At 73.6% G+C, this 25073-nt stretch carries 29 protein-coding genes; 19 read left to right on the top strand and 10 right to left on the bottom strand.

Translation table 11 applies throughout. The features are described from left to right. The first annotated feature begins 309 nt into the window (after window positions 1-309). From ACQEVU_RS09210 to vanX, 3 genes are read left to right on the top strand one after another with little or no spacing between them, the layout of a single operon-like run. Complete coding sequence (locus ACQEVU_RS09210) at window positions 310-1329, top strand: D-isomer specific 2-hydroxyacid dehydrogenase family protein (RefSeq protein WP_433322134.1); 1020 nt, start codon at window positions 310-312, stop codon at window positions 1327-1329. Next, window positions 1322-2362 (top strand): D-alanine--(R)-lactate ligase, encoded by a 1041-nt coding sequence (gene vanA, locus ACQEVU_RS09205; protein WP_433322133.1) that lies wholly within the window; start codon window positions 1322-1324, stop codon window positions 2360-2362. Before ACQEVU_RS09210 ends, vanA begins: the two co-directional genes overlap by 8 nt. Next, on the top strand, window positions 2359-2967 hold the full coding sequence (gene vanX, locus ACQEVU_RS09200; protein ID WP_433322131.1) for a D-Ala-D-Ala dipeptidase VanX: 609 nt from the start codon (window positions 2359-2361) through the stop codon (window positions 2965-2967). Before vanA ends, vanX begins: the two co-directional genes overlap by 4 nt. On the opposite strand, the gene ACQEVU_RS09195 is transcribed toward vanX, so the two are convergent. Beyond that, window positions 2943-4034, bottom strand: a complete 1092-nt coding sequence (locus tag ACQEVU_RS09195) for a sensor histidine kinase (RefSeq protein ID WP_433322130.1) — start codon at window positions 4032-4034, stop codon at window positions 2943-2945. The genes vanX and ACQEVU_RS09195 overlap by 25 nt on opposite strands. Beyond that, window positions 4031-4702, bottom strand: a complete 672-nt coding sequence (locus ACQEVU_RS09190; protein ID WP_433322129.1) for a response regulator transcription factor — start codon at window positions 4700-4702, stop codon at window positions 4031-4033. The genes ACQEVU_RS09195 and ACQEVU_RS09190 overlap by 4 nt, the downstream gene beginning before the upstream one ends. Before the next feature lie 165 nt (window positions 4703-4867). Here ACQEVU_RS09190 and ACQEVU_RS09185 point away from each other — a divergent pair, with 165 nt between their 5' ends. Continuing rightward, window positions 4868-7225: a putative bifunctional diguanylate cyclase/phosphodiesterase gene (locus tag ACQEVU_RS09185; RefSeq protein ID WP_433322128.1), complete on the top strand. Its 2358-nt coding sequence runs from the start codon at window positions 4868-4870 to the stop codon at window positions 7223-7225. On the opposite strand, the gene ACQEVU_RS09180 is transcribed toward ACQEVU_RS09185, so the two are convergent. Further along, window positions 7195-8481, bottom strand: coding sequence for an FAD-binding oxidoreductase (locus tag ACQEVU_RS09180; RefSeq protein ID WP_433322127.1), 1287 nt, complete (start codon window positions 8479-8481; stop codon window positions 7195-7197). The two genes, ACQEVU_RS09185 and ACQEVU_RS09180, sit on opposite strands and share 31 nt — an antisense overlap. Window positions 8482-8527: 46 nt before the next feature. Here ACQEVU_RS09180 and ACQEVU_RS09175 point away from each other — a divergent pair, with 46 nt between their 5' ends. Further along, complete coding sequence (locus ACQEVU_RS09175) at window positions 8528-9946, top strand: PLP-dependent aminotransferase family protein (RefSeq protein WP_433322126.1); 1419 nt, start codon at window positions 8528-8530, stop codon at window positions 9944-9946. Window positions 9947-9956: 10 nt separating this feature from the next. After that, complete coding sequence (locus ACQEVU_RS09170; RefSeq protein ID WP_433322125.1) at window positions 9957-10367, top strand: HIT family protein; 411 nt, start codon at window positions 9957-9959, stop codon at window positions 10365-10367. A 97-nt stretch (window positions 10368-10464) separates the two neighbouring features. Here ACQEVU_RS09170 and ACQEVU_RS09165 read toward each other — a convergent pair whose 3' ends face one another. The 3 genes from ACQEVU_RS09165 to ACQEVU_RS09155 are packed head-to-tail and all read right to left on the bottom strand — an operon-like array spanning window position 10465 to window position 12344. Then, window positions 10465-10917, bottom strand: coding sequence for a serine hydrolase (locus ACQEVU_RS09165; protein ID WP_433322124.1), 453 nt, complete (start codon window positions 10915-10917; stop codon window positions 10465-10467). 4 nt (window positions 10918-10921) lie between these two features. Beyond that, window positions 10922-12037, bottom strand: coding sequence for an LCP family protein (locus ACQEVU_RS09160; RefSeq protein ID WP_433322123.1), 1116 nt, complete (start codon window positions 12035-12037; stop codon window positions 10922-10924). A 31-nt stretch (window positions 12038-12068) separates the two neighbouring features. After that, window positions 12069-12344 carry a hypothetical protein gene (locus ACQEVU_RS09155; RefSeq protein ID WP_433322122.1) on the bottom strand — a complete coding sequence of 92 codons (276 nt, stop codon included), beginning with the start codon at window positions 12342-12344 and terminating at the stop codon, window positions 12069-12071. Window positions 12345-12548: 204 nt separating this feature from the next. Between ACQEVU_RS09155 and ACQEVU_RS09150 the strand changes: the two genes are divergently transcribed. From ACQEVU_RS09150 to gndA, 4 genes are all read left to right on the top strand, one after another. Beyond that, window positions 12549-12986, top strand: coding sequence for a DUF3307 domain-containing protein (locus tag ACQEVU_RS09150; protein WP_433322121.1), 438 nt, complete (start codon window positions 12549-12551; stop codon window positions 12984-12986). A 25-nt stretch (window positions 12987-13011) separates the two neighbouring features. Further along, window positions 13012-13551 (top strand): DUF488 domain-containing protein, encoded by a 540-nt coding sequence (locus ACQEVU_RS09145; RefSeq protein WP_433322120.1) that lies wholly within the window; start codon window positions 13012-13014, stop codon window positions 13549-13551. Between the two features lie 39 nt (window positions 13552-13590). Next, entirely contained in the window at window positions 13591-13869 is a 279-nt protein-coding gene (locus tag ACQEVU_RS09140; RefSeq protein ID WP_433322119.1) for a hypothetical protein, read from the top strand. A 158-nt stretch (window positions 13870-14027) separates the two neighbouring features. Next, window positions 14028-15464: an NADP-dependent phosphogluconate dehydrogenase gene (gene gndA / locus ACQEVU_RS09135; RefSeq protein WP_433322118.1), complete on the top strand. Its 1437-nt coding sequence runs from the start codon at window positions 14028-14030 to the stop codon at window positions 15462-15464. On the opposite strand, the gene ACQEVU_RS09130 is transcribed toward gndA, so the two are convergent. Next, a complete protein-coding gene (locus tag ACQEVU_RS09130; protein ID WP_433322117.1) occupies window positions 15461-16687 on the bottom strand; it encodes an MFS transporter in 1227 nt (408 codons plus the stop codon). The two genes, gndA and ACQEVU_RS09130, sit on opposite strands and share 4 nt — an antisense overlap. A gap of 38 nt (window positions 16688-16725) precedes the next feature. On the opposite strand from ACQEVU_RS09130, the gene ACQEVU_RS09125 reads away from it, so the two are divergent. Next, window positions 16726-17634, top strand: coding sequence for a GNAT family N-acetyltransferase (locus ACQEVU_RS09125; protein ID WP_433322116.1), 909 nt, complete (start codon window positions 16726-16728; stop codon window positions 17632-17634). Here ACQEVU_RS09125 and ACQEVU_RS09120 read toward each other — a convergent pair. Then, window positions 17618-18205, bottom strand: a complete 588-nt coding sequence (locus tag ACQEVU_RS09120; RefSeq protein WP_433322115.1) for an FMN reductase — start codon at window positions 18203-18205, stop codon at window positions 17618-17620. The genes ACQEVU_RS09125 and ACQEVU_RS09120 overlap by 17 nt on opposite strands. Next, window positions 18205-19332: an LLM class flavin-dependent oxidoreductase gene (locus ACQEVU_RS09115; RefSeq protein ID WP_433322114.1), complete on the bottom strand. Its 1128-nt coding sequence runs from the start codon at window positions 19330-19332 to the stop codon at window positions 18205-18207. The genes ACQEVU_RS09120 and ACQEVU_RS09115 overlap by 1 nt, the downstream gene beginning before the upstream one ends. 136 nt (window positions 19333-19468) lie before the next feature. Between ACQEVU_RS09115 and ACQEVU_RS09110 the strand changes: the two genes are divergently transcribed. After that, window positions 19469-19963, top strand: a complete 495-nt coding sequence (locus ACQEVU_RS09110) for a GNAT family N-acetyltransferase (protein WP_433322113.1) — start codon at window positions 19469-19471, stop codon at window positions 19961-19963. Here ACQEVU_RS09110 and ACQEVU_RS09105 read toward each other — a convergent pair whose 3' ends face one another. Continuing rightward, complete coding sequence (locus ACQEVU_RS09105; RefSeq protein WP_433322112.1) at window positions 19964-20245, bottom strand: GNAT family N-acetyltransferase; 282 nt, start codon at window positions 20243-20245, stop codon at window positions 19964-19966. It lies immediately after the preceding gene. An 85-nt stretch (window positions 20246-20330) separates the two neighbouring features. Here ACQEVU_RS09105 and ACQEVU_RS09100 point away from each other — a divergent pair, with 85 nt between their 5' ends. The 7 genes from ACQEVU_RS09100 to ACQEVU_RS09070 all read left to right on the top strand — a co-directional run bounded on the left by ACQEVU_RS09100 (window position 20331) and on the right by ACQEVU_RS09070 (window position 25059). After that, on the top strand, window positions 20331-21236 hold the full coding sequence (locus ACQEVU_RS09100) for an LLM class flavin-dependent oxidoreductase (protein WP_433322111.1): 906 nt from the start codon (window positions 20331-20333) through the stop codon (window positions 21234-21236). A gap of 9 nt (window positions 21237-21245) precedes the next feature. Beyond that, window positions 21246-21800 (top strand): TetR/AcrR family transcriptional regulator, encoded by a 555-nt coding sequence (locus tag ACQEVU_RS09095; protein WP_433322110.1) that lies wholly within the window; start codon window positions 21246-21248, stop codon window positions 21798-21800. Between the two features lie 72 nt (window positions 21801-21872). Next, window positions 21873-22361: a SigE family RNA polymerase sigma factor gene (locus ACQEVU_RS09090; RefSeq protein ID WP_433322109.1), complete on the top strand. Its 489-nt coding sequence runs from the start codon at window positions 21873-21875 to the stop codon at window positions 22359-22361. Beyond that, window positions 22354-23412, top strand: coding sequence for a hypothetical protein (locus ACQEVU_RS09085; protein ID WP_433322108.1), 1059 nt, complete (start codon window positions 22354-22356; stop codon window positions 23410-23412). Before ACQEVU_RS09090 ends, ACQEVU_RS09085 begins: the two co-directional genes overlap by 8 nt. Window positions 23413-23496: 84 nt before the next feature. After that, window positions 23497-24018, top strand: coding sequence for a hypothetical protein (locus ACQEVU_RS09080; protein WP_433322107.1), 522 nt, complete (start codon window positions 23497-23499; stop codon window positions 24016-24018). After that, window positions 24015-24407 (top strand): thiol-disulfide oxidoreductase DCC family protein, encoded by a 393-nt coding sequence (locus ACQEVU_RS09075; protein ID WP_433322106.1) that lies wholly within the window; start codon window positions 24015-24017, stop codon window positions 24405-24407. The genes ACQEVU_RS09080 and ACQEVU_RS09075 overlap by 4 nt, the downstream gene beginning before the upstream one ends. Further along, window positions 24385-25059: a TetR/AcrR family transcriptional regulator gene (locus ACQEVU_RS09070; protein ID WP_433322105.1), complete on the top strand. Its 675-nt coding sequence runs from the start codon at window positions 24385-24387 to the stop codon at window positions 25057-25059. The genes ACQEVU_RS09075 and ACQEVU_RS09070 overlap by 23 nt, the downstream gene beginning before the upstream one ends. Window positions 25060-25073: the final 14 nt, after the last annotated feature.

Below are 25073 nucleotides of genomic sequence, written 5' to 3'. Positions count from 1 at the left end.
TGCCGCAGCCGTCGCGGGAGCCTCCGCCGCTATGTGAGCGCCGGGAGCTGACCGGCCGGGTGCGGTCCGGCCGGGCTGCCCATGCGCCGCGGCGACCTCGTCGGGGCGCGCCCCGCGGAAGGCATTGACGCGCACCGCGTCGCCCGCGGCGAGGGGGTCGCGAAGCCGGTCGACGGTGGCGGCGTTGCCGGCCGGCGCCTTCGCCCGCTCCCCCGCGCCGGCCGCGATATGTGCCCGCCGCCCACATATCGCCGGCGTATCCAAAAGCGGATACGGGTCGGCAACACCGTGCTGGCTTGACTTGCGAGCATGACCAACAGCGAAACGGCACGATCGCCGGCGTCGCCGACGCTTCCGGCCGGCCCGGCGACGGGCGTCACCATCTACGGATGCGGCCGGGACGAGGCCGCCCTGTTCCGCGAGATGGCGCCTCGCTTCGGCGTGCGGCCGACGATCACCGAGGCGGCGGTGGCCGACGCCAACGTCGGGCTGGCATCCGGCAACCGGTGCATCAGCGTCAGCCACAAGGCCCGCGTCACGAATGCCACGCTCCTGGCGCTCGGCCGGGCCGGCGTCGAGTACATCTCCACCAGAAGCGTCGGATACAACCACATCGACGTCGAATATGCGCGGAGCATCGGCATCCACGTGGGAAACGTCGCCTATTCGCCCGACAGCGTCGCCGACTTCACGCTGATGCTGATGCTGATGGCGCTGCGCGACGCGAAGTCCATCGTCCGCCGTACCGACGCCCACGACTACCGGCTGAGCGATGCACGCGGCAAGGAGCTGCGCGACCTGACCGTCGGGGTGGTCGGGACGGGGCGCATCGGCACGGCGGTGATGCAGCGGCTGCGCGGCTTCGGCGGCCGGGTCCTGGCCCACGACAACCGGCCCGCGGCGGCGGCCGAATACGTTGCGCTCGACGAGCTGATCCGGCGCAGCGACATCGTCACGCTGCACACCCCGCTCAACGCGGACACGCACCATCTGCTGAGTCGTGAACGGATCGCGCGGATGAAACTCGGTGCGTTCGTCATCAACACCGGGCGCGGTGCGCTGCTCGACACCGAGGCCCTCGTGCCCGCGTTGGAAAGCGGCCGGCTGGGCGGCGCGGCGCTGGACGTCGTCGAGGGCGAGGAGGGCATCTTCTACGCCGACCGCGGCCGCCGGCCCGTCGCCGGCGAACTGCTGGCGCGCCTGCAGCGACTGCCGAACGTGCTCATCAGTCCGCACACGGCCTACTACACCGAGCACGCCCTGAGCGACACCGTCGCCAACAGTCTCCTCAACTGCGTGAACTTCGAAGGCGGGAAGCGGCATGGATAGGTTGAAGGTCGGGATCGTGTTCGGGGGCGCCTCCGAGGAGCACCCCGTCTCCGTCAAGTCCGCGCGAGAGGTCGCCAGGAACCTCGATCCCGGCAAGTACGAACCGTTCTGGATCGGGATCACCACGAGCGGGGCGTGGATGCTGTGCGACGGCCCGGACGCGGACTGGGAGCGCGGCGGTTGCCGACCGGCCGTGCTGTCACCGGACAGCAGCGTCCGCGGGTTGCTCGTGCTGGAGCGGGGGCGGTACGAGACGATCGGCCTGGACCTCGTGCTGCCGGTGCTGCACGGCAAGCTCGGCGAGGACGGCGCGATGCAGGGCCTGCTGGAGCTTTCGGGCATCCCCTACGTCGGCTGCGACATCCAGAGCTCCGCGCTGTGCATGGACAAGTCCCTCGCCTACATCGTCGCCGGCAGCGCGGGCATCGCCACCCCGAACTTCCGGGTCGTCGCCGCCGACGAGCGGCTCGATCCCGGCGAGCTCGTCTACCCCGTCTTCGTGAAGCCGGCCCGTTCGGGTTCGTCGTTCGGCGTCAGCAAGGTGTCGGGCAGCGACGAACTTCCGGACGCGATGCGGACCGCGGGACGCTACGACTCGAAGGTGCTGATCGAAGAGGCCGTCGCCGGCCGCGAGGTCGGCTGCGCCGTGCTGGGCAACGGCCCCGACCTCGTGGTCGGCGAGGTGGATCGGATCGCCCTGTCCCACGGCTTCTTCCGCATTCATCAGGAGAGCGCGCCCGAGAGCGGTTCCGAGAACTCGACGCCGATCGTGCCGGCCGACATCCCGGCGGCTTCGCGCTCGCTCGTACAGGAGACGGCGAAGGCCGTATATCGCGCCCTGGGATGCCGGGGACTGGCGCGGGTGGACCTGTTCCTGCAGGAGGACGGAACCGTGGTCCTCAACGAGGTCAACACGCTGCCCGGCCTGACCTCGTACAGCCGCTACCCGAGGATGATGGCGGCCGCCGGGCTGCCGCTCGCCGAGGTGATCGACCGGATCGTGTCGCTGGCGCTGACGGGGACCGCCCGATGAACGACGGGTTCGTCTTCGTCGACGAGCTCGTGCGCGGGGTCCGCTGGGATGCCAAGTACGCCACCTGGGACAACTTCACCGGCAAGCCGGTGGACGGGTACCAGGCGAACCGCATCGTCGGCACGAGGGCCCTGTGCGCGGCCCTGGCCAGGGCGCGGGAGCGGGCGGCGTCCCTCGGCTTCGGGCTGCTGCTCTGGGACGGCTACCGCCCGCAGCGCGCCGTGGACTGCTTTCTGCGCTGGTCGCAACAGCCGGAGGACGGCCGGACGAAGCCGCGGCACTACCCGAACATCGAGCGGCCCGAGATGTTCGAGCGGGGGTACGTGGCCGCCCGGTCCGGCCACAGCCGGGGCAGCACCGTCGACCTGACGCTCTATCACCTGGCCACCGGTGAGCTCGCGGCCATGGGCGGCAACCACGACCTGATGGATCCGGTCTCGCACCACGGCGCCGGTGGCATCACGCCGGTCGCGGCGCGCAACCGCCAGTACCTGTGCTCCATCATGGAGGACTGCGGCTTCGACCGGTACGACTGCGAGTGGTGGCACTACACGCTGCACGGCGAGCCCTACCCGGACACCTACTTCGACTTCCCCATCATGTAGGCGGGCAGCCGCACCACGACGCGGAGCCCGCCGGCGGGCCGGGGCGTGAGCGTGAGGGTCCCGTCGTGCGCTTCGGTGATGCTCTTGACGATGGCGAGCCCGAGGCCGACACCCGCATGGTCGGTGTGGATGCGTTCGGTGCCCCGCTGGAACGGTTCGGTGAGGGTCGCGACCAGCTGTGCGCTCAGCTCGCCGCCGGTGTTCTCGACCGTGAGCAGGACGGACCCGGGGCGCACGGCGGTGCTGACCTGCACGGTGCCGCGTCCCGGGAGGTTGTGGACGATGGCGTTGTGCACGAGGTTCATGGTCATCTGGAGCAGGAGCGCGCGTGAGCCGACGGTGGGGGTGACGTCCCCGGCGGTCTCGACGGTGACGCCGTACTTCCCGGCGAGGGGCACGAGCGTTTCGGCGGCCTCCTCGGCCAGGAGCGACAGGTCGACGCGTTCCCGGCGGAAGGAGCGCCGGCCGGAGCGGCTGAGCAGGAGCAGCGCTTCGGTGAGTTCGATCGCCCGGGCGTTGATCGCGTGGAGGCGCCGGTTGAGCTCCCCGGTGTCGCGGTCCGGATCGTTGCGGGCGGCGTCGAGCAATGTCTGCGTGATCGCCAGCGGGGTGCGCAGCTCGTGAGAGGCGTTCGCCGCGAACCGGCGCTGTTCGGCGTCGTGCGCCTCGAGCCGGGCGAGCATGGCGTCGAAGCTGTCGGCGAGCTCACGGAACTCGTCGCGCCGGCCCGGCAGCCGGATCCGGTGGGAGAGCGACCCGTTCGCGACCATGCGGGTGGCGTCGGTGATCCGGCCCAGGGGTGCGAGCATGCGCCCGGCGAGGATCCAGCCGCCCAGCAGGCCGAACATGAGCAGGAACGCCAGCACCCCGACCGCCCGCGGAGCGAACACGCGCAGGAGGTTGGACCGCACGGGAAACACCCCGGGCGTGGAGGGGTCGGCGGAGACCATGAGCGCCCGGTCGGGGACGTAGCGCAGCAGGAACACCCACACGGCACCGAGCAGCAGGGCACCGGCGAGCATCAGGAACGCGGCGTAGCTGAGGGTGAGCTTGAGGCGAACGCTCAACCCGGGACCCCGGTGTCGATGCGGTAGCCGACGCCGGCCACCGTGGCGATCAGCCACGGCGTCCCGAGCCGTTTACGCAGGGCCGAGACCGTGATGCGCACGGCGTTGGTCAGCGGGTCGGCGTTCTCGTCCCAGGCCCGTTCCAGCAGCTCCTCGGCGCTGATGACGCCCCCCTCGGCGGCGACGAGGACCTCGAGGACCGCGAACTGCTTCCTGGTCAGCGCGACGTACCGGCCCTCGCGGTAGACCTCGCGGCGGAACGGGTCCAGGCGCAGGCCCGCGATCTCCCGCACGGGCGGCCGGTTGTGTGCGCGCCGGCGGTCGAGCGCCCTGAGCCGCAGCACGAGCTCCTGCAGCTCGAACGGCTTGGTGAGGTAGTCGTCGGCGCCGAGCTCGAACCCCGAGGCCTTGTCGTCGAGCCGGTCGGCGGCGGTGAGCATCAGGATCGGCATGCCGCTGCCGGAGGCGACGATGCTCTCGGCGACCTCGTCACCGGAGGGCCCGGGAATGTCGCGGTCGAGGACGGCGATGTCGTAGGCGTTGATGCTCAGCAGCTCCAGCGCGGTGTCGCCGTCACCGGCGATGTCGGCCGCGATCGCTTCGAGGCGCAGCCCGTCCCGGATGGCCTGCGCCATGTAGGGCTCGTCCTCGACCACCAGCACACGCATGCGCCCGATGCTAGGAGCGGGCACATATGGGCGGCGTAGGGAAAAGCCGCATTCGGGGCGGCGCGGCGCGGCGAACCGGGCAGTCGGAGCGCGGGGACCGTCCGCGGTCGATGCGTGAACGTTCGGGTGAGATCGGGCAAACCGGCGGCGGGTTATTGTCGGGCGGTGACGCGGGAGGCGCTGCACCCGACGGGGAACCCCGCGGTCGACAGGCCTGCCCGGCGCTACGTGCTGGGCACCGTGGCGGTCACCGGGCTCGGCGTGGCCTGGTGGGTGGGCTACCTGGTCACCGGGGTCGGGGGCGAGGCCTTCGCCTACACGTTCGTCCCGGTCGCCGGGGTCATCGCCACCGCGGCCGTCTTGCACATGTACCGCACCAGCGACCTCGAACCGGTCGCCCGGCGGTTCTGGCGGGCGATGATCGTCTCGCCCGGGCTCATGACCGCCGGGTACGCGTGGCTGGCGGTCGACATGCTCGCCCACGCCGCCGAGGCGCACAACCGCACCATGCCGGTGCCGGCCGCCGGGCTGGTGGCGGCCGGGTTCGTGATCGCCATCTGGGCCGTGGGGCGGGTCCCCGTCGTGGCGGCCGGCGGCATCGAGTGGTGGCGGATGCTGCTGGACCGCACGATCGCGTTCCTCGGCTGCGCGGCCGTGCTGTGGTACGCCGGCCTGGCCCCCATGCTCTCCGCGGCCGAGCCGTGGAGCCGCCAGGCGATGGTGCTCGTCGGGCTCGCGTTCCTGGTCGCGGTCGGTGCCGCGACCAAGGTGTCCTACGTGGCCGGCGGGCCGGTCGACCGGGCCGCGATCCGGCTCATCGCGGCGGCCGGCGGCGTCACCGCGGGGCTGGTCGCCGTGCTCGCCGTGCGGTTCGGGTTCGCGGCCACCGTGCCGGTCCAGGCGTTCGTGATGCCGCTGGCGCCGGTGCTGACCTCCTTCGGCGTCGCCGCGCAGTGGCGGGCGAGCGCCGGGCCGCGCGGGAGCTCCGGGCGCGCCGGGGTGCTGCTGCCCTACCTGGCCGTGGCGGCGGTCGACGGGCCGCTCATCGCGCTCGCGTTCGGGGCGCCGCTGCGCTGGCCGGCGCGGATCGTGCTCATCGCCGCCGTGGTGGTGACCGGGCTCGTCACGGCGCGGCAGTACCTCGCGTTCCGGGAGAACGCGCGGCTGCTGCGCAACACGCGCGAGCAGGAGGAGCGGCTGCAGTACGAGGTCAGCCACGACGGGCTCACCGGGCTGGCCAACCGGGCGCTGTTTCGCGACCGGCTCGCGGCGGCGCTGAGCGGGCCCGAGAAGGCCGCGGTGCTGCTCGTCGACCTCGACGACTTCAAGGCCGTCAACGACCTGCTCGGGCACGCCGTCGGCGACCAGCTCCTCGTCGCCGCGGCGCGGCTGCTGCGGGCCGAGGTCGGCGACGCCGGGCTGCCGGTGCGGATCGGCGGAGACGAGTTCGCGGTGCTCCTCACGGGGCCCGGTACCGAACCGGAGGAGCTCGCCGGGCGGCTCCTCGCCGCGCTGGACCGGCCGATCAGCGAGCACCGGCTGCTGGTCGGGGCCAGCATCGGCATCGCCGACGCCGGGCCGGGCGCGAGCGTCGACTCGGTGCTGCGCGACGCGGACGTCGCGATGTACACGGCCAAGCAGCGCGGCAAGGCGGGCTTCGTGCGCTACGTCGACGGCATGGGCGAGCCGGTGCTCGCGCACATGCAGCTCGGCGGCGAGCTGCGCCGGGCGCTGGACGGCGACGAGCTGCGGGTGGTGTACCAGCCGATCGTGCGCCTCGCCGACGGCCTCGCGATCGGGGTCGAGGCCCTGGTCCGCTGGCACCATCCGGTCCGCGGCGTCGTGTCGCCGGCCGAGTTCATCCCGGCCGCCGAGCAGACCGGGCTCATCGTGCCGCTGGGCCGGTTCGTGCTGCGCGAGACGTGCCGCCAGGCCGCCGCGTGGCTGGCCGAGTTCGGCCCGGACGCGCTGCTGGAGGCCGGGCTGAACGTGTCCGCGCGCCAGCTGCACGACCCCGACTTCGTCTCCGACGTGACCGCCGCGCTCGCCGACAGCGGGCTGCCGTGCGAGCGGCTCGTGCTCGAGGTGACCGAGTCGGCGGTGCTGCGCGGGCAGCAGGTGTCGCGGGCGCTGTACGAGCTGAACCGCATGGGCATCCGCCTGGCGCTGGACGACTTCGGCACCGGCGAGTCCTCGCTGAGCCTGCTGCGCGCGTTCCCGGCGGCGATCGTCAAGCTCGACCGCTCCTTCGTCGAGGGCATCGAGATCGACGACGGGATGCCGGCCGCGGCCGACGCCCGGCAGGCGGTGGCCCGGGCCGTGATCCAGCTGGCCAACGCGCTCGACCTGGACACCGTGGCCGAGGGCGTGGAGAGCGCCGAGCAGGCGGCGGTGCTGCGCGAGCTGGGGTACACCCGCGGCCAGGGCTACCACCTCGCCCGGCCGATGACCGCCGACGCCGTGTCCGTGCTGCTGGCCGGCCAGCAGCGGCCTCACGACCGGGCGCTCGGCCGGATGTTGTGATTGAGGTGGAAGACGTTCCCGGGGTCGTAGACGTCCTTCACCGCGGTTAGCCGGGCCAGCTGGGCGGCCGGGTAGGCCCGGCGCACGCCGGCCTCGCCCTCGTCGTTGAGCATGTTGACGTAGACGCCGCCGGCGAACGGGGCCAGGGCCGCGGCCGTCGCGCGGGCGTCCGCCATGCGCTCGGCGTCCTGCGCCGGGTCGGTCCAGCGCATCCCGGTGGTGAACTCGAAGCGCGTGTCGCGGTGGGCGAACGCCGTGTCCTCCGGGGCCACGTCGGCGATCGCGCCGCCGTACGCCTGCAGGCTGCGCGAACCGGCGCTCGGGGCCAGGAACGCCTCGATGGCGGCATCGGGCAGGGCCCGCAGGTAGTGGCCCTTGGAGTAGCGGCGGTACGTGTGGCCGCCCGTCGTGTCGTCGCGGGTCTGCAGGGCGAGATACGACATCCGCCGCACCCGCGGCCGGGGCAGCTCGGCCAGCAGGCGGGCCGGGTCGCCGGCGCCGACCCACACGAAGCCCAGCTTCACCGAGCCGTCGCCGGGCGAGGACGCCTCGAAGGTGGCCTGGCGCGGCGCGGCGGCGGCGAGGTCGCGCCAGTGGCGCAGGGCGGCGGGCGCGTGGGCGGCGTCGGCCTCGTACTCGGCGACCAGCGCCCGCGTGCCGGCCTCGTGCAGCCGGAACTCGAACTCGGTGACCACGCCGAAGTTCCCGCCGCCGCCGCGCAGGGCCCAGAACAGGTCCGGGTGCTCGGCGGCGGTCGCGCTCAGCACGTCGCCGTCCGCCGTGACGATCCGGTAGGCGGTCACGTTGTCGCAGGCCAGGCCGTACTGGCGGGCGAGCCAGCCCATGCCGCCGCCGAGGGTGAGCCCGCCGACGCCGGTGTGCGAGACGTTGCCGGCGGTGGTGGCCAGGCCGTGGCGCTGGGCCGCGGCGTCGAGCGCGCCGAGCAGCGCCCCGCCCTGCACCCACGCGGTGCGCCGGCCCGGGGCGACGCGCACGGCGCCCATCGGGGTCAGGTCGATCATGAGGCCGCCGTCGGGGACCGCGAAGCCGGCCGCGTTGTGCCCGCCGCACCGCACGCCGATCTCCAGGCCGCGCTCCCGGGCCAGGCGCACCGCCGCGACCACGTCGTGGGTGCCCGTCGCGCGCACGATCGCCTCGGGCCGGCGGTCCACCATCGCGTTCCAGACCGTGCGGGCCTCGTCGTAGCCGGGGTCGCCCGCGCGCAACAGGTTGAGGTTCTGCGCCGTCGTCGTCATAGTCAAAGCATCATTGGATTTGGTACTGCATGAGAGGTCCGATTCCGTGCCCAAGGTAAGGACCAATCCGGGCGGGGCGGCGACCGACCTGCACCTCGGCGCGCTCGACCGGGAGGCCGGCGGCCCCCTGCACCGCCAGATCGAGCGCTCGATCCGGGCCGCCGTGCGCGAGGGCCGCCTGGCCGTGGGCAGCTCCCTGCCGCCGAGCCGGGTCCTCGCCGCCTCGCTCGGGGTGTCGCGGGGCGTGGTCGTGGCCGCCTACGAGCAGCTCGTCGCCGAGGGGTACCTGACCAGCCAGGCCGGCGGGTACACGCGGGTGAGCGCCGGCCCGCAGGCCGCCCCGGCCGCGGCGCCGGCCCCGCCGCCGCGGCGCCCGGCGGCCGTCGTGGACTTCGGCTACGGGCGCACCGACGTGTCGCAGTTCCCGCGGGCGGCCTGGCTGCGCTCCCTGCGCAGGGTGCTCACCGAGGCGCCGTCGGAGCACCTGGGGTACACCAGCGGCCAGGGCGACCCACGGCTGCGCGCGGCGCTCGCCGCGTACCTCAACCGGGTCCGCGGCACGGTTGCCGACCCCGACGACATCGTGGTCTGCGCCGGGTACGCGCAGGCGGTCAACCTGATCATCAGCGTCCTCGCCGCCGATCCCGGCCCCCGCCGCCCGATCGCCGTCGAGGACCCCTCCGGCAACGACGACGTGTGGCCCCTGGCCCGCGCGGCCGGGTTCGCCCTGGCCGGCGTCCCCGTCGGCGAGCACGGCATCGACGTGCCGGCGCTCGGCACCCTGGACGCCGAGGCGCTCGTGCTCACTCCTTCCCATCAGTGGCCGACCGGCGGCGTGCTGTCGGCCGAGGCCCGGGCCGCCGTCGTCCGCTGGGCGCAGCGCACCGCGGCGCTGGTCGTCGAGGACGACTACGACGCCGAGTACCGCTACGACCGCGCCGCGATCGGGGCGATGCAGGGCCTGGCGCCGGACCGGGTGGCGTACCTGGGCTCGGCCAGCAAGACCCTGGCGCCCGGCCTGCGGCTGGGCTGGATGCTGCTGCCGCGGCGCCTGGTCGCCCCGGTCACCGCCGCGAAGGTGCTCGCCGACCGCGGCTCCCCCGCGATCGACCAGCTCGCCCTCGCCGACTTCCTGGACGCCGGCGAGCTCGACCGGCACCTGCGGCGGATGCGCCCGCTGTACCGCCGCCGGCGCGACGCCCTGCTCTCGGCGCTCGCCCGCCACCTTCCCGACTTCCGTCCGGCGGGCGTGGCCGCCGGGCAGCACCTCGTCGCCTGGCTCCCGCCCGGCCTGACCGAGGAGGCGGCGGAGCGGGCCGCCGCGCGGGTGGGGGTCGGGGTGTACGGCATCCGGCAGTACCGCCTGAACGCCCCCGGCCCGCAGGGCCTGATCTTCGGCTACGCCTCGCTGAGCGAGCGCACGATCGCCGAGGGCGTGGCCCTGCTGGCCGGCGCGCTGCCGTAGGGTTCCGGGTATGGCCAGCATCTTCTCGAAGATCCTCGCGGGTGAGCTCCCGGCCCGCTTCGTGTGGCAGGACGAGCAGGTGGCGGCGTTCCTGAGCATCGCGCCGCTGCGCCCCGGCCACACCCTGGTCGTGCCGCGCCAGGAGGTCGACCAGTGGACGGCCGCGGAGGACGGCCTGTTCACCCGCTGCATGACGGTCGCCCAGCACGTGGGCCGCGCCGTCCAGCGCGCGTGGGACGCCCCGCGGGTGGGCCTGGTGCTCGCCGGTTTCGAGGTGCCCCACCTGCACATCCACGTCTTCCCGACGTGGGGCATGGACGACTTCGACTTCGCCCGCGCCGACCACCACCCGGACCCGGCGGCCCTCGACGACGCCGCGTCCCGCATCCGCGCGGCCCTGGACGGCCAGGACAGCGCCTGATTCCTCCAACCTCGGCAGCAGGTGTGGATGCGTTGCCCACGGTCGGGTCCGTGGCACCTGGCCGGCATAGCCGGACACGCCGATAGCCGTCGATCTGCTAGACCAGCTCGCCGACGCGCTGGGCGGTGTCGAAGTTCTGGGTCTGGAGGTTCTTGGCCACCGCCACCGCCGTGGCCGTGCCGCGGTCGGCCCAGGCCCAGGTGCCGCCGGAGCCGGCCAGGCCGAACGAGCCGGGGGTGTCCGCGCCGGGCCGGCCGGCGGCGAAGCCCAGGCACCAGCTCGCGTCGTTGCCCATCACCTCGTCGCGGGCGGTCAGCGCGACCGCGCTCACCTCGTCCAGCTGGGCCGGCGGGAGCAGGGTGCCGTCGATGAGCGCCGAGTACAGCGCGGCGAGCGCCCGGGCCGTGTTCTTGCCCTCGGACGGGATGTCGGCGGCGAGGACGGGGGCGCCGTCGCGGTACACGGCCACCTGCACCGCCCGCTCGGCGCCCGACGCCGTCAGCTCGTCGAGCCGGCCCTGAATGTCCTCGATGCCCACGGTTGCGAGCATAGGTTCAGTTGATGACCCACGCCGGGTGGCGATCGGCGAACTCGGCCAGCCGGTCGGCGCGGGCCGCGGCGAAGAGCTCGCCGGTGGCGTCGTCGAGGTTCTCGTAGTCGCGGCCGTCGCGCTGCTCGGTGTGGAACTGCCCGCCGTTGGTGCGCAGCAGCGTAAGGTCGGACGGGCCGATCGCCCGCAGCCGGACGAGCCAGTCGGTCAGCGAGGCGCCGTTGCCGTCGAACGTGAGGGAGTCGCCGACCGCGCGCAGCGCGCGGTCGAGGGCGATCGGGTTGGCCAGCACGCCGAGCGACGTGATCTTCTCGGCCAGCGCGCGCAGGAGCTGCTGCTGGTGGCGCTGCCGGCCGTAGTCGCCATCGGGGATGAGCTCGCGCTGGCGTACGTAGTCGAGGGCCTCCCAGCCGGCGAAGTGCCGGCAGCCGACGTGGTACACCTGCGCCCGCACCCCGCCGATCTTCTCCGGCCGGAACGAGGGCGGGATCAGCCTGTACGGCGGGGTCTCGCGCCCGCTCGCGTCCCAGCCCACGTGCACCGAGGTGGTCTCCTCGTCGACGCACAGCTGCACCCCGCCGACCGCGTCGACGACCTTGCGCAGGCCCGCGAAGTCGATGATCGCGCCCGCGTCGAACACGAGGCCGGTGACCTGCTGCACGGTGCGGGCGAGCAGCTCGAACCCGCCGAGGGCGTACGCGGCGTTGAGCTTGTCCGTGCCGTGCCCGGGTATCGCGACGCGGGTGTCGCGGGGCAGCGAGATGAGGTACGCCCGGTCGCCCGCCTCGGTCAGATGCACGACGATCACGGTGTCGGCGCGGGCGGTGGCCCGGTCCTCCTCGGGCCGGGCGTCGAGCCCGGCGAGCAGGATGTTGCGCCCCGGCTCGGCGTCGAGCGCGACGCCGGGCACCCGCGGCAGGCCGGCGCTGGGCACGGCCCCGCCGCCGGACGGGCGCGGCGCGGTCTCGATCGTGATCTGCCGGGGGGCGCCGATCCGGTCGCGGCCGGCGTCGCCGAGCAGGTCCTCCTGGTCGACCGCGCCGACGTAGTGATGCCAGGCCAGCGTGGCGCCGAGGGCGACGGACAGCACGACGGCGGCCGCGATGAGCCACGCCTTCACACCGGTCACATCGGCGGTTCCCGGCGGCGCTTTAGCCGTCTTTGTACCCGTCCCGGTGCCGCAGCGCAGCGGTGACCGCGCCGGTGAGGTACCGGTGGCGGGTCGCCATCCCGGTGGTCCAGCACCGCCGGTTCCGCAGCAGCCCGCGCTCCCACAGGAACTTGATCTCCCCGACGCCGACCAGCCCCGGCACCCGGTCGAGCAGGCTCTCGGCCAGCGTCCTGCCGCTGCGCCCCCAGCCGGCCAGGTACAAGACGCGGGTGCCGAGGTCGGGGGCGCTTCGCAACGTTCCCCTAACGTGCGACATGTCCGATTAGTTCCTGATATTTCCTGGTCAGCGCGATCCACAACACATGTGTTCTGCAAAGTTCGACATAGAAGTGGACCGCGCGCGGGCGGATGATCGAGGTTCGCAACGCAGTCCCCGGCCGGCGGGACGGCCCCATCCGCCAAGACCGAGCCGCCCCGCTGCTCCCGACCGCGCTGAGCGTCAGTGAGGAGCCCGTCCATCATGTCGCATGAAACGCTCGTCAGGTCCGTCGTTTTCGCCGTGGTCCTGGGCGCGCTGTTCGTCGGGCACTCGCTCGGCGACCACATCGCCCAGACCGACCACCAGGCGGGCCTGAAGGCCGCCCCGGGCGCCGCCGCGTGGCGGGCCCTGGGCGGGCACCTGCTCACCTATCACCTCACCCTGGCCGCCGTGCTCCTGGTCACCGCGCTGGCCCTGCGGCTGCCGCTCTCCCCGCTGGGCGTGTGCGCCGGCCTGGCGTTCTCGGCGGTGACCCACGGCCTGCTGGACCGCCGATGGCCGGTGCGGGCGGTGCTGCGCGCCACCCGCTCTCCCGAGTTCGCCGAGACGACCACCCCGGTCAACGGCATGTACGTCGCCGACCAGGCCCTGCACCACCTGGCCCTGCTCGGCACGGCCCTGCTCATCGCCGCCCTCTAGCTCGTCCCCGGGATACGTTGAGGGGGTGCGGATCTGGACCGTCGGGCACGGGGCGCGGGCGATCGAGGCGTTCCTCGGGATCCTGACCGACGCCGGGGTCGGCACCCTCGTCGACGTGCGGCGGTTCCCCGGGTCGCGGCGGCATCCGCAGTTCGGGCGGGAGGCGCTCGCCGAGGCGGTGCGTGCGGCCGGCATCGAGTACAGCTGGCAGGGCGAAACCCTCGGCGGCCGGCGGCACGGGCGCCCCGGCTCCCGGCACACCGAGCTGCGCACCGCCGCCTTCGCCGCCTACGCCGACCACATGGACACCCCGCAGTTCCGGGCCGCCGCCGACGAGCTGATCGAGCGGGCCGCGACCGGGCGGCCGGCCGTGATGTGTGCCGAGACGCTGTGGTGGCACTGCCACCGGATGCTGATCGCCGACGCGTTGACGATGCGCGGCGCGGCGGTCGAGCACCTGCTCGACGCCGGCTCCCGCCAGCCGCACCGGCTCACCACCGGGGTACGGCGGGGTGAGGACGGCTGGCCCGTGTACGACGCCCAGCCGGTGCTGCCCGGGCTCTGAATGTTTGACGCATCACCCGGAGCGGGTAATGCGCCGCGCATGGGAATCGATCTGCTGGGCTCCGGCCCGGATCGGCCAGGCCGTCTGGTCAACAAACCGGTCGTCGATCTTGTCGGGCTGCCCATCGGCACGGTCGACGGCGTGGAGACCGCGCCCGGCCGCGACGGGGCGCCCGAGATCGTGGCGCTGCTCGTCGAGCCCAAGCGGTGGTTCGGGCGAGGACACAAGGAGCAGCTGCGCATCTCCTGGGACCTGGTCGCCTTCTGCGACCGGACCATCACCCTCATGGTACGGAAGTACCGCGTCTGCCCATCCTGATGGCTGGAACCGCCCGCATGCGCGGTGCGGTGGCGGGACAGTAGGCGGGTAGCCTGGTCCGACGCGCGCTTCGCACCGTGGTCACGAGGTCGTGGCCGTCGGTCCGGAGCGGATCAAGCGCGACTGGGATCAGCTCGACTGGATGAGGTGCATCGCTGATGTCCGACCTGGCGCAGATCGGCGTGACCGGCCTGGCCGTGATGGGTCGCAACCTGGCCCGCAACCTGGCCCGTAACGGTTACACCGTCGCCGTGCACAACCGCTCGTACGAGCGCACCCGCCGCCTCGTTGACGAGTTCGGGCACGAGGGCACGTTCGTGCCCAGCGAGGCCATGGCCGACTTCGTCGCCTCGCTGGCCCGCCCGCGGGCCGTCATCATCATGGTCAAGGCCGGCGCCCCGACCGACGCCGTCATCGACGAGCTCGTGCCCCTCCTGGAGGAGGGCGACATCGTCATCGACGCCGGCAACGCGCACTTCGCCGACACCCGCCGCCGCGAGCAGGCGCTGCGCGAGCAGGGGCTGCACTTCGTCGGCACCGGCGTGTCCGGCGGCGAGGAGGGCGCGCTGCTCGGGCCGAGCATCATGCCGGGCGGGTCCAAGGAGTCGTACCAGACCCTCGGCCCCATGTTCGAGAAGATCTCGGCGAAGGTCGACGGCACCCCGTGCTGCACGCACATCGGCCCCGACGGCGCCGGGCACTTCGTCAAGATGGTCCACAACGGCATCGAGTACGCCGACATGCAGCTCATCGCCGAGGCGTACGACCTGCTGCGGGCCGGCCTCGGCGCCACCCCGGCCGAGATCGCCGACATCTTCCGCACCTGGAACACCGGCGACCTCGAGTCGTTCCTCATCGAGATCACCGCCGACGTCCTCGCGCACATCGACGGCGACACCGGCAAGGCGTTCGTCGACATCGTGCTGGACCAGGCCGAGCAGAAGGGCACCGGCCGCTGGACGGTGCAGAGCGCCCTCGACCTGGGCGTGCCGATCACCGGCATCGCCGAGGCCACGTTCGCCCGCTCGCTGTCCGGCCACGCCGACCAGCGCGAGGCGGCCCGCGAGGCGTTCGGCACCGAGGTCGCCGCCCTGGACGTGCCCGACCGCGACCGGTTCATCGAGGACGTGCGCGCCGCGCTGTACGCCTCGAAGATCGTCGCCTACGCGCAGGGCTTCGACCACATCCAGGCCGGCAGCGAGGAGTTCGGCTGGGACATCGACCGCGGCCGGGTCTCCACGATCTGGCGCGGCGGCTGCATCATCCGGGCCCGGTTCCTCAACCGCATCCGCGAGGCCTACGACGAGAACCCGGGCCTCAAGAGCCTCATGGTGGCCCCGTACTTCGCCGAGGCCGTCAACGCCGGCGTCCCCAGCTGGCGGCGGGTCGTCGCGGCGGCCGCCGCGGCCGGCATCCCGACCCCGGCGTTCTCGTCGTCGCTGGCGTACTTCGACGGCCTGCGCGCCGAGCGCCTGCCCGCGTCGCTGATCCAGGGCCTGCGCGACAACTTCGGCGCCCACACCTACAAGCGGATCGACCGCGACGGCACCTTCCACGTGGAGTGGGCCGGCGACAAGAAGGAGCACACCGCCTAATCCCCGGCCGGCCGCCGGAGCGCGACGAGTGCTCCGGCGGCCGCCGCGGCGGCGGTGGCCCAGAACGCCGGCCCGTACGCGCCGTGCCGCAGCGGCAGCGTGAGCGCGGCGACCGCGACGGCCCCGGCGAGGTACTGCGCCGTCGTCATCACCGCCCCGGCCGAGGACTGCTGCGCCGCCGGCACATCCCGCGACCCGACGTTGAACATCGACGTGTAGACGATCCCGTGCGCCAGCCCGCTGATGAGCAGCGCCGGCTGCGCCGTGACGGCCAGCCACGCGAGCCCGAGCGCGGCCAGCGCGAACCCGCCGGCGAGCGTGCGCGGCGCGCCGAAGCGCCGCACGAGCCGGCCGGTGAGCGAGCTGCCGAGCGTGACCATCGCGGCCAGGGGCACGAACGCCAGGCCGGCGCGCAGCGGGGAGTACCCGTCGCGGTCCTGCAGCATGAGCGTGACCACGTAGAACTCCGAGCCGACGCTGGCCATGTAGAGCGCCGCGGCGGCCGCCCCGACGCGCAGCGAGCGCGGGCCCGGCGGCCGGGTCAGCGCCAGCAGCACCGCGGCGAGCGCGACCAGGGCCCAGCCGGGCGGGCCGCCCAGCGTCAGGCCGAGCGAGGCGCCGAGGGCCGCGCCGGTGCCGAGCAGCGCGGGCGCGAGCGGGCCGGGTTCGGCGCGCCCGGCCCGGGTCGCGGACAGCAGCCAGGCGGCGGCGCCGGCCGTGCAGGCCAGCGTCACCGGGACGTTCACGAGGAAGGTCCAGCGCCAGGTGTACCGCGTGAGGACCCCGCCCAGGATCACGCCCGCCGCCAGCCCAGACGCCCCGACCGCGCCCCACACCGACAGCGCCCGCGTGCGGGCCGGGCCGGCCGGGAACCGCGACCCGAGCAGCCCGAGGATCGCCGGCTGCAGCAGCGCCGCCGCCACACCCTGGACGCCCCGGGCGGCGAGGAGGACGGCGCCGCCGGCGGCCAGGCCGCCGGCCGCGCTCGCGGCGCCGAAGAGCAGGGTCGCGCCGAGGAACAGCCGCCCCGGGCCGAGCCGGTCGGCCAGGCGCCCGCCGAGCAGCAGGAAGCCGGCGAAGGGCACCGCGTAGGCGCTGACCACCCACTGCGCGGCGGCGAGGTCCAGGTCGAGGTCGCGCGCGATGCCGGGCAGCGCGACGTACACGATCGAATAGTCCAGGGCGAGCAGGAACTGCGCCGCGGACAGCAGGGTGAGGATCACCTCGCCATGCTCCGACCCTCACACTAGTGTGAAGGTCAATGCGAATCGGGCAACTCTCGGCGCGGACCGGCATCCCGGCCCGCCTGTTGCGCTACTACGAGGAGCAGGGCCTGCTGACCCCGGCCCGGCTCGCCAACGGCTACCGCGACTACGGCGAGCACCTCGTCGACCGCGTGCAGCAGATCCGCGGGCTGCTCGAGGCCGGCCTGCCCACCCGGCTCATCAAAAACGTGCTGCCCTGCCTGGACAGCCCTTGTAGCATCACGATCTCCGAACCCGGGCCCGACGTCGTCGCGCAGCTGCGCCACGAGCGCGACCGCATGGACGCCCGGATCGCATGCCTGTCCCGCAACCGCGACGCCATCGATGCGTACCTGTCGAAAGTGACCAGCGCCGTGCCAGAGATTGCCGTGGCCACCCCGGCCGACCGCGCCGCCGCCGTGGCCACCTTCGTGGCCGCGTTCGCCAAGGACCCGGCCGTGCGGTGGTTCCTGCCCGACGACGCGGCCTACCCGGCCGACGCGGCCGCGATGGCCGGCAGCCTGTTCGACGCGCGGGTCGGGCATGGCACGGTCTGGATTGCCGACGGCGGCGCCGCGATCGCGATGTGGGACCCGCCGCGCTCCCCGGCCGGCGACGGCGTCGAGCACGCGCCGCAGACCGGGCGGTTCGCCCGCTACCAGGCCGTCGTGCACGGCAGGATGCCGAAGATCCCGCATTGGTACCTCGGGGTGCTCGCGACCCATCCCGACCACTGGGGCCGGCGCCTGGGCCGGTCCGTCATGGCCGCCGGCCTGCAGCGCGCGGCGGCCGACGGCCTGCCCGCCTACCTGGAGACGTCGAACCCGAACAACGTCGACGTGTACCGCTCGGCGGGCTTCGACGTGGCCGAGCACCTCATGGTCGACGAGCTGCCCGTCTGGATCATGACTACCGGCCCCCGTTGAGCAGGTCCTCGAACGACGCGGAGGGGGCGAACGGGTCCGGCACCACGATCGGTGCGCGGGCCGCGACCAGCGCCGCGAAGTCGGCCCCCGCGCGCTCGATCCGCTCGCCGTTCCCGCCGGCCGCCCAGTCCTCCGTCGCCGCGAAGACGGCGGTCGGCGCGACCACGGCGTGCAGGTAGACGAACATCGGCCGCAGCGAGTGCTCCAGGGCGAGCGAGTGCCGCGCCGTGCCGCCGGTCGCGCCGAGCAGGACCGGCTTGTCGCGCAGCACGTCGTCGCCGAGGACGTCGAAGAACGACTTGAACAGGCCGCTGTAGGACGCGTTGAAGATCGGCGACACGGCGATCAGCCCGTCGGCCCGCTCCACGGCGTCCACGACCTCCTTGAGCGCCGGCGACGGGAAGCCCGTCAGCAGGTTGTCGGTGATGTCGTGGGCCACGTCGCGCAGCTCGAAGGTCCGCGCCTCGGCGTCGAGCTTCTCGAGGGTGGCGGCGACCAGCCGGTCGGCCAGCAGCCGGGTGGACGACGGCTGGCTCAGCCCGGCCGAGATCGCCACGATGGAGCGGGTCATCAGGCCTCCACCTTCTCCTCTTCCTGGGCCGCCTTCAGCTCCTGGGCGGCCTTCAGCTCCTGGGCCGCCTTCAGCGACTCGTGGGTCGGGGCGTCCGGCACGTGCGCCGGCCGGCCGATCGCGAACTCCCTGCGCAGCACCGGCACGACCTCCTCGCCGAGGATGTCGAGCTGCTCCAGCACCGTCTTGAGCGGCAGGCCCGCGTGGTCGACGAGGAACAGCTGGCGCTGGTAGTCCCCGACGTACTCCCGGAAGCCCAGCGTCCGGTCGATGACCTCCTGCGGGCTGCCCACGGTCAGCGGGGTCTGCGCGCTGAAGTCCTCCAGCGAGGGGCCGTGCCCGTAGACGGGCGCGTTGTCGAAGTACGGCCGGAACTCGCTCTTCGCGTCCTGCGAGTTCTTGCGCATGAACACCTGCCCGCCGAGGCCCACGATGGCCTGGTCGGCGGAGCCGTGCCCGTAGCGCTCGAACAGCCGGCGGTACAGGTCGACCATCCGCTGGGTGTGCTCCTTGGGCCAGAAGATGTGGTTGGCGAAGAAGCCGTCGCCGTAGTACGCGGCCTGCTGCGCGATCTCCGGCGTGCGGATCGACCCGTGCCAGACGAACGGGGGCACCCCGTCCAGCGGCCGCGGCGTCGCCGTGAAGCCCTGCAGCGGCGTGCGGAACTGCCCCTCCCAGTCCACGACGTCCTCGCGCCACAGCCGGCGCAGCAATGCGTAGTTCTCCACGGCCAGCGCCAGCCCGTTGCGGATGTCCTGCCCGAACCACGGGTACACCGGCCCGGTGTTGCCCCGCCCGAGCATGAGGTCCACCCGCCCGTCGGCCAGGTGCTGCAGCATCGCGTAGTCCTCGGCGATCTTCACCGGGTCGTTGGTGGTGATCAGCGTGGTCGCGGTGGACAGCAGCAGCCGGCTGGTCTTCGCCGCGATCCACCCGAGCATGGTGGTCGGCGACGAGGGCACGAACGGCGGGTTGTGGTGCTCGCCCATCGCGAAGACGTCGAGCCCGACCTCTTCGGCCTTGAGCGCGATGGCCGTCATCGCCTTCACGCGCTCGGCATCGGTCGGCACCTTGCCGTTCGTCGGGTCCTGCGTGACATCCCCGACGGTGAAGATTCCGAACTGCATCTCAAACGCCTCGCCTTGCCCGTCCCGGATCCCTGCTGGATCCGGCGTCTTCGCGGCGTACAACATAGCTGACGCCTCAAACATTCCGCCAGTGAACGGTCACTATTCATTACTAATGCGGGTCTATAGTCAGGGCATGATGACGCTGCGGCGATTCCGGGACGGCGATGCGCCGACGCTGTGGGCACTCAACGCGCTGCCGAACACCGGCGCCACCGCCGACCCGACGGTGCCGCTGCCCCTGCCGCCCGGCGACCGGCCGCCCGCGGGCTTCCCCGACCTCGCCGACGTGCGGGCCGGCTTCCTGGAGGCCGGCGGCGAGTTCCTGGTGATCGAGCTCGACTCGCACCTCGTCGGCATGGGCGGCATCCGCCCCGACGAGCACGGCCGCGCCAACGTCCTGCGCGTGCGCGTGCACCCCGCCACGCGCCGGCGCGGGATCGGCCGGGCGCTCATGGGCGCGCTCGAGCAGCGCGCCTGGGACCTCGGCCTGCGCACCATGTTCCTGGACACCGCCACCAACCAGCCGGAGGCGATGGCGTTCTACGAGGCCCTGCACTACGAGGAGATCGGCCGCGAGACCCGCCCCGAATGGACCTGGACCCTGGTGTACTACGCCAAGTCCCTCTGATCAGGACCACCAGTGGGCGTCGCCGAGGGGCTCGAAGCCCAGCGACTCGTACAGCGGCCGCCCCAGCCGCGACGCGGTGAGCGTGACCGGCCGGTCGCCGAACCGGCGCAGCAGCGCGTGCATGAGCGCCCGGCCCATGCCCCGCGACCGGAACCGCGGCATGGTGGTCACCCAGTACACGCCGACGACCTCGTCCTCGGGCACCGCCCCCCGAACGCGTCCTCGACGACGAACCGGCCGGAATGTGGCCGCGTTCCCGGCCGCGAGCGCAAGGGCGTCCATGGCCCGAGCCTAAGAACAAGGCCGCGGTGGTACCACCCTGGGCCCGGCCTCCCGGCCGGCGCTCCCGCGCGGCAGCGTTGCGGGCATGACCGACACCGTGCTCTTCGGGCTGGGCCTGCCCGAGACGACGGCCCTGCTCCCGCTCGCCGAACGGGCCGACCGCGACGGGCTCGACCTGGTGACCGTCTCCGACCACCCGTACCTGGCGGGCCACCTCGACGCGTACGCCACCCTGGGCGTCGTCCTCGGCCGCACCCGGCGCGTCTCGGTCGCCGCCAACGTCACCAACCTGCCGGTCCGGCCCGCTCCGATGCTCGCCCGCACCGTCGCCGGCCTGTCCGCGCTCTCCGGCGGCCGCATCGTGCTCGGCGTCGGCGCCGGCGGGCGCTGGGCCGACATCGTCCGGCTCGGCGTCGCCCCGCGCACCCCGGCCGAGGCGGTCCGCGCGATGGAGGAGGGCATCGTGGTGATCCGCGCGCTGTTCGGCGGCGGCCCGCCGGTGACCTTCGAGGGCGAGTTCCACCGTGTCGACGCCCTGGAGCCGGCGCCCGTACCGGCCCCGCCGATCTGGACCGGCGCCAACGGCCCGAAGTCCCTGGCGGTGACCGGCCGGCGGGCCGACGGCTGGATTCCCGGGCACGCCGCGGACTGGCTCAGCCGGCGGTACGGCGAGTCCCGCCCGATCATCGACGCGGCCGCGGTCTCGGCGGGCCGCGACCCGTCCGCGGTCGCCACCGTGTACAACTTCCCGGGCCGCATCAGCGCCGCCCCCGCGCGCCGCCCGCGCGACGAGGCCGGCCGCTGGATCGGCGGCTCCGCCGGGCAGTGGGTCGAGGAGCTCACGGGAGCCGTCGTGGAGCACGGCGCCGCCGGGTTCATCCTGTTCCCGGCGGACGACGCGACGATCGCCCGCTGGTCGGCGGAGGTCGTCCCGGCGGTCCGGGAGGCCCTGCTAAACTGGAGGAGTACCTCCGATTCCAACCCAGGGTGATACAGCAGGATGCAGACCCAGCCGGGCGTGCGCCGGCCGCAGCGGGCCGACGCGAGGCGCAACTTCGACGCGCTGCTCGCGGCCGCGCGCGACGCGTTCGCCGAGCACGGCTCCGGCGCGTCCCTGGAGGACATCGCCCGCCGGGCCGGGGTCGGCATCGGCACGCTGTACCGCAACTTCCCCACCCGCCAGGACCTCTTCGACGCGGTGTACCTCGAGGAGATCGAGGCCCTGTGCCGCACCGCCGACGAGGCCGCCGGCCTCGACCCGTGGGACGCCCTCGCGACCTGGCTGCGCCGCTTCGTCGGCTACACCGCGACGAAGCGCGCCATCTACGAGGAGATCAACCGCGACTCGGAGATGATGCGCGGCGCGCGCGAGGCCATCTACGCCGCCGCCGAGCCGCTGCTCACCCGCGCCCAGCAGTCGGGGGCGGCCCGCGCGGACATGAGCAGCGACGACCTGCTGCGCCTGGTGTCGGGCCTGACCGCGGCCGGCTACGTCGATGACGCCCAGCGCGAGCGCGTCCTGGCCATCGCCCTGGACGGCGTCCGCGCCCGCTGACCCCGCCCCCGGCCGGGAACGCGGCAGGCTGCTGGAAATACGGTGCAGCGATCCGGCACGCTGGCGCGTGACATGGACATGCCGGAGCCACCGTTCACCGAGTTCTACGGGGCGCACTTCCAGCGCATCGCCGTGCAGCTCTACGCATACCTCGGCGACCACGCCGAGGCGCAGGACCTCGCACAGGAGGCGTTCTGCCGGGCCCTGCAGCAGTGGCCACGGATCTCGCGGTACGACGACCCCTCCGCCTGGGTGCGCCGCGTCGCCTGGAACCTCGCCACCAGCCGGCTGCGGCGGCTGCAGACCGCGCTCGGGTTCCTGGCCCGGCAGCGGGAGCAGCACGTCGAGGGGCCGGGGCCGGACCGGGTCGCGCTCGTGGCCGCGCTCGGCACGCTCCCGGCGAACCAGCGGCGGGCGCTCGTGCTGCACCACCTGGCGGAGCTCGGGGTGGCCGAGATCGCCCGGCAGGAGGGGGTCGCCGAGGGAACGGTGCGCTCCTGGCTCGCCCGCGGCCGCGCGAAGCTCGCCGCCCAGCTGACCCCGGAGGTGTGGCATGCCTGACACGATCGTCGAGGACGAGTTCGCGCGCTTCGCCGAGGAGTACACCGGCAGCTTCCGGCCCGTGCCCGTCGAGGCCATGCCGCGGTGGCGGCGGGCGCGGCGGCGCGGGGCGCTGTGGGCGGGCGGGCTCCTCGCCGCGCTGGTCGCGGCCCTCACCGCCAACGCGCTGCAGCCCGCCGCGCCCGGGCCGGCCGACCAGGTGACCGAGCGCACCGTCCGGCTCGCCGGGGCCCGCGGGACGATGAGCCTCGACTTCACCGACGCGGCGCACGGGTGGGTGATGTTCAGCGACTGCCCGGCCGGGCAGCGCTGCGCCGTGACGCTCGGGCGCACCACCGACGGCGGCCGGAGCTGGGAGCGGATCGCCACCCCGGACCTGCCCGAGGGTCAGCCGGCGGGGATGATCGTCACCGGGGCGAAGTCGGCGCTGGTCGGGACCATGACCGACCCGCGCTGGTTCGAGACCGATGACGGCGGGCGATCGTTCCGGGCCGTGACGTCCGACCAGGCGCAGGCCATCATCGACGCCTACGTCGCCCGGCGCTTCGTGCCCGGCCCGGCCCCGAGCGGGGAGACGGTGGTCCCGGGTGCGTACCCGCAACGGTGGAAGGTCGTCCACGAGGGTCTGACCACCCGCGTCTCCTACTCCCCCGACGGCGGCACGTGGCGGGAGCTGCCCGCCGAGCTGCCGGCCGGCGCGGAGCTCAAGGTGTCCGGCGACGGGCGCGACGCGTGGCTGGTCGCCGAGATGCCGAACCGGCTGTGGCGGCTCACCCCGGGCGACGCCGTCGAGGTGCCGGACTTCCCGCCCGGCACGCCGATCCGGGCGGCGCAGGCGATCGGCGGCGACGGGCTGCTCATCACCGTGCCGGGCGAGGGCGCCGGCGTGTGGCGCGAGGGGCGGTTCACCCCGTTCCCGGGCCCGATGGCGCGGGCCTTGGGCGGGTTGGTGCTCGGCGACGGGACGCTCTCGCTGTACCTGCAGCAGGAGGGCGTCATCCTCGGGCGCGAGGGCGGCTCCTGGACGTGGTACCGGCCGCCGCCGGCGTGAGCGGGCGCACAGTTGAACGTGTTCAGATCGAGGGTTACCTTGTTGTTGAACACGTTCAACCGGCGCTCTCTCCCGGAGGCGGAGATGGACCTCAAGCTCGGCACCTACCTGGTGTACCTGGCGGTCAGCATCGTGCTGACCGTCTGGGTCGCCCGGACCCTCCTGCGCAACGGCCAGGTGTTCCTCGACGACGCGTTCGAGGACGGGCGCCTCGCCCACTCGGTGAACCACCTGCTGGTCGTCGGGTTCTACCTGCTCAACCTCGGCTACGTCGCGGTCGCGCTGAAGATCAGCGGGCAGATCCTGGACGGCAGCGGGGCGATGGAGGCCCTCGCGATGAAGCTGGGCCTCGTCCTGCTGGTGCTCGGCGGCCTGCACTTCTTCAACCTGTTCGTGCTCAGCCGCTTCCGCCGGCGGCGGATGCTGGAGCGCTCGGCCCCGCCCGTCTCGCCCGCGCGGCTGATGGCGCCCGCCGGCCTGCCGCTGATGCAGCCCATTCCCGTGCCGCCGTTCCCGCCGGCGCCGCCGCGCGGACCGGTGCCTCCGGCTTATCGGCCCCCCGCCACGGCCGACCCGGAGGCCGAGGGACCGATTCCCCCGCGATGATCACGCGGCTGACCGTGCTGTACGACGCGAGCTGTGGACTGTGCCGCACGGCGCGGTCCTGGCTCGCGGGCCGGTCCCAGCTCGTCCCGCTGGAGTTCGTGGCGGCGGGTTCGGACGAGGCGCGCCGCCGGTATCCGGCGCTCGAGGTGGAGCAGACCCTGGCCGACATCACGGTGGTCGCCGACGACGGGGGCGTCTACACCGGCGACGCGGCCTGGATCATGTGCCTCTGGGCGCTGGAGGGATATCGGGGGCTGGCGGCGCGCCTCGCCCAGCCGCACCTGCGACCGCTCGCGAGGCAGGTGGCCCGGTCCGCCGGCTCCCTGCGCGAGGCCCTGAAACGGCGGGACGGATATGGTCGGGACTGTGGCGGAACCTGCGACATCTGAGACGGGCCGGGGCGAGCAGACCAAGCGGCTCATCGTGCAGACGGCCGTGCGGCTGTTCCGCGACCAGGGGTACGACAAGACCACCATGCGCGGCATCGCCCAGGCCGCCGGGCTGTCGGTCGGCAACGCCTACTACTACTTCCCCTCCAAGGATCACCTCGTCCAGGAGTTCTACGGCACGATCCAGGAGGAGGCCGTCGCGGCGTGCGCCGACCGGCTCGCCGCGGCGGGGCCGTTCGACGAGCGGCTCCGGGTGGCGTGGACGTCGCTGGTGCAGGTCATGCGGCCGTACCACGCCTTCGCCGGGAGGTTCATCAAGACGGCGGTGGAGCCCGGCTCGCCGCTCAGCCCGTTCAGCGCCGAGTCGGCGCCGGCCCGGGAGCGGGCGATGGGCATCCTGCGCGACGTGGTGGAGGGCTCCACCACGAAGATCGACCCCGAGCTGCGGGTGGACCTGCCGGAGCTGCTGTGGCTGTGCCAGATGGGGCTGACGCTGTACTGGGTGCATGACATGTCCCCCGATCAGGCGAAGACCGACCTGCTCGTCGACCGGGCCGTGCCCCTCATCGACCGGCTGGTCGCACTGGCCAGGGTGCCCGGTCTGCGCTCGGTGAACCGCGAGGCGCTGAAGCTGTACCGCATGCTCCGGTAGCGCGCGCCGTAGCC

The organism is Dactylosporangium sp. CA-139066 (assembly GCF_050936175.1).
Taxonomy (GTDB): Bacteria; Actinomycetota; Actinomycetes; order Mycobacteriales; family Micromonosporaceae; genus Dactylosporangium.
This window is presented reverse-complemented; position numbering and strand designations above follow the sequence as displayed.

What these genes read in the sequence shown, in the direction of transcription:
- ACQEVU_RS09210 (WP_433322134.1), top strand. Translation starts at nt 310, where the DNA reads ATGACCAACAGCGAAACGGCACGATCGCCGGCGTCGCCGACGCTTCCG.
- vanA (WP_433322133.1), top strand. Translation starts at nt 1,322, where the DNA reads ATGGATAGGTTGAAGGTCGGGATCGTGTTCGGGGGCGCCTCCGAGGAG.
- vanX (WP_433322131.1), top strand. Translation starts at nt 2,359, where the DNA reads ATGAACGACGGGTTCGTCTTCGTCGACGAGCTCGTGCGCGGGGTCCGC.
- ACQEVU_RS09190 (WP_433322129.1), bottom strand. Translation starts at nt 4,702, where the DNA reads ATGCGTGTGCTGGTGGTCGAGGACGAGCCCTACATGGCGCAGGCCATC.
- ACQEVU_RS09180 (WP_433322127.1), bottom strand. Translation starts at nt 8,481, where the DNA reads ATGACGACGACGGCGCAGAACCTCAACCTGTTGCGCGCGGGCGACCCC.
- ACQEVU_RS09170 (WP_433322125.1), top strand. Translation starts at nt 9,957, where the DNA reads ATGGCCAGCATCTTCTCGAAGATCCTCGCGGGTGAGCTCCCGGCCCGC.
- ACQEVU_RS09165 (WP_433322124.1), bottom strand. Translation starts at nt 10,917, where the DNA reads ATGCTCGCAACCGTGGGCATCGAGGACATTCAGGGCCGGCTCGACGAG.
- ACQEVU_RS09155 (WP_433322122.1), bottom strand. Translation starts at nt 12,344, where the DNA reads ATGTCGCACGTTAGGGGAACGTTGCGAAGCGCCCCCGACCTCGGCACC.
- ACQEVU_RS09150 (WP_433322121.1), top strand. Translation starts at nt 12,549, where the DNA reads ATGTCGCATGAAACGCTCGTCAGGTCCGTCGTTTTCGCCGTGGTCCTG.
- ACQEVU_RS09140 (WP_433322119.1), top strand. Translation starts at nt 13,591, where the DNA reads ATGGGAATCGATCTGCTGGGCTCCGGCCCGGATCGGCCAGGCCGTCTG.
- gndA (WP_433322118.1), top strand. Translation starts at nt 14,028, where the DNA reads ATGTCCGACCTGGCGCAGATCGGCGTGACCGGCCTGGCCGTGATGGGT.
- ACQEVU_RS09125 (WP_433322116.1), top strand. Translation starts at nt 16,726, where the DNA reads ATGCGAATCGGGCAACTCTCGGCGCGGACCGGCATCCCGGCCCGCCTG.
- ACQEVU_RS09120 (WP_433322115.1), bottom strand. Translation starts at nt 18,205, where the DNA reads ATGACCCGCTCCATCGTGGCGATCTCGGCCGGGCTGAGCCAGCCGTCG.
- ACQEVU_RS09115 (WP_433322114.1), bottom strand. Translation starts at nt 19,332, where the DNA reads ATGCAGTTCGGAATCTTCACCGTCGGGGATGTCACGCAGGACCCGACG.
- ACQEVU_RS09110 (WP_433322113.1), top strand. Translation starts at nt 19,469, where the DNA reads ATGATGACGCTGCGGCGATTCCGGGACGGCGATGCGCCGACGCTGTGG.
- ACQEVU_RS09105 (WP_433322112.1), bottom strand. Translation starts at nt 20,245, where the DNA reads ATGGACGCCCTTGCGCTCGCGGCCGGGAACGCGGCCACATTCCGGCCG.
- ACQEVU_RS09100 (WP_433322111.1), top strand. Translation starts at nt 20,331, where the DNA reads ATGACCGACACCGTGCTCTTCGGGCTGGGCCTGCCCGAGACGACGGCC.
- ACQEVU_RS09095 (WP_433322110.1), top strand. Translation starts at nt 21,246, where the DNA reads ATGCAGACCCAGCCGGGCGTGCGCCGGCCGCAGCGGGCCGACGCGAGG.
- ACQEVU_RS09090 (WP_433322109.1), top strand. Translation starts at nt 21,873, where the DNA reads ATGGACATGCCGGAGCCACCGTTCACCGAGTTCTACGGGGCGCACTTC.
- ACQEVU_RS09085 (WP_433322108.1), top strand. Translation starts at nt 22,354, where the DNA reads ATGCCTGACACGATCGTCGAGGACGAGTTCGCGCGCTTCGCCGAGGAG.
- ACQEVU_RS09080 (WP_433322107.1), top strand. Translation starts at nt 23,497, where the DNA reads ATGGACCTCAAGCTCGGCACCTACCTGGTGTACCTGGCGGTCAGCATC.
- ACQEVU_RS09075 (WP_433322106.1), top strand. Translation starts at nt 24,015, where the DNA reads ATGATCACGCGGCTGACCGTGCTGTACGACGCGAGCTGTGGACTGTGC.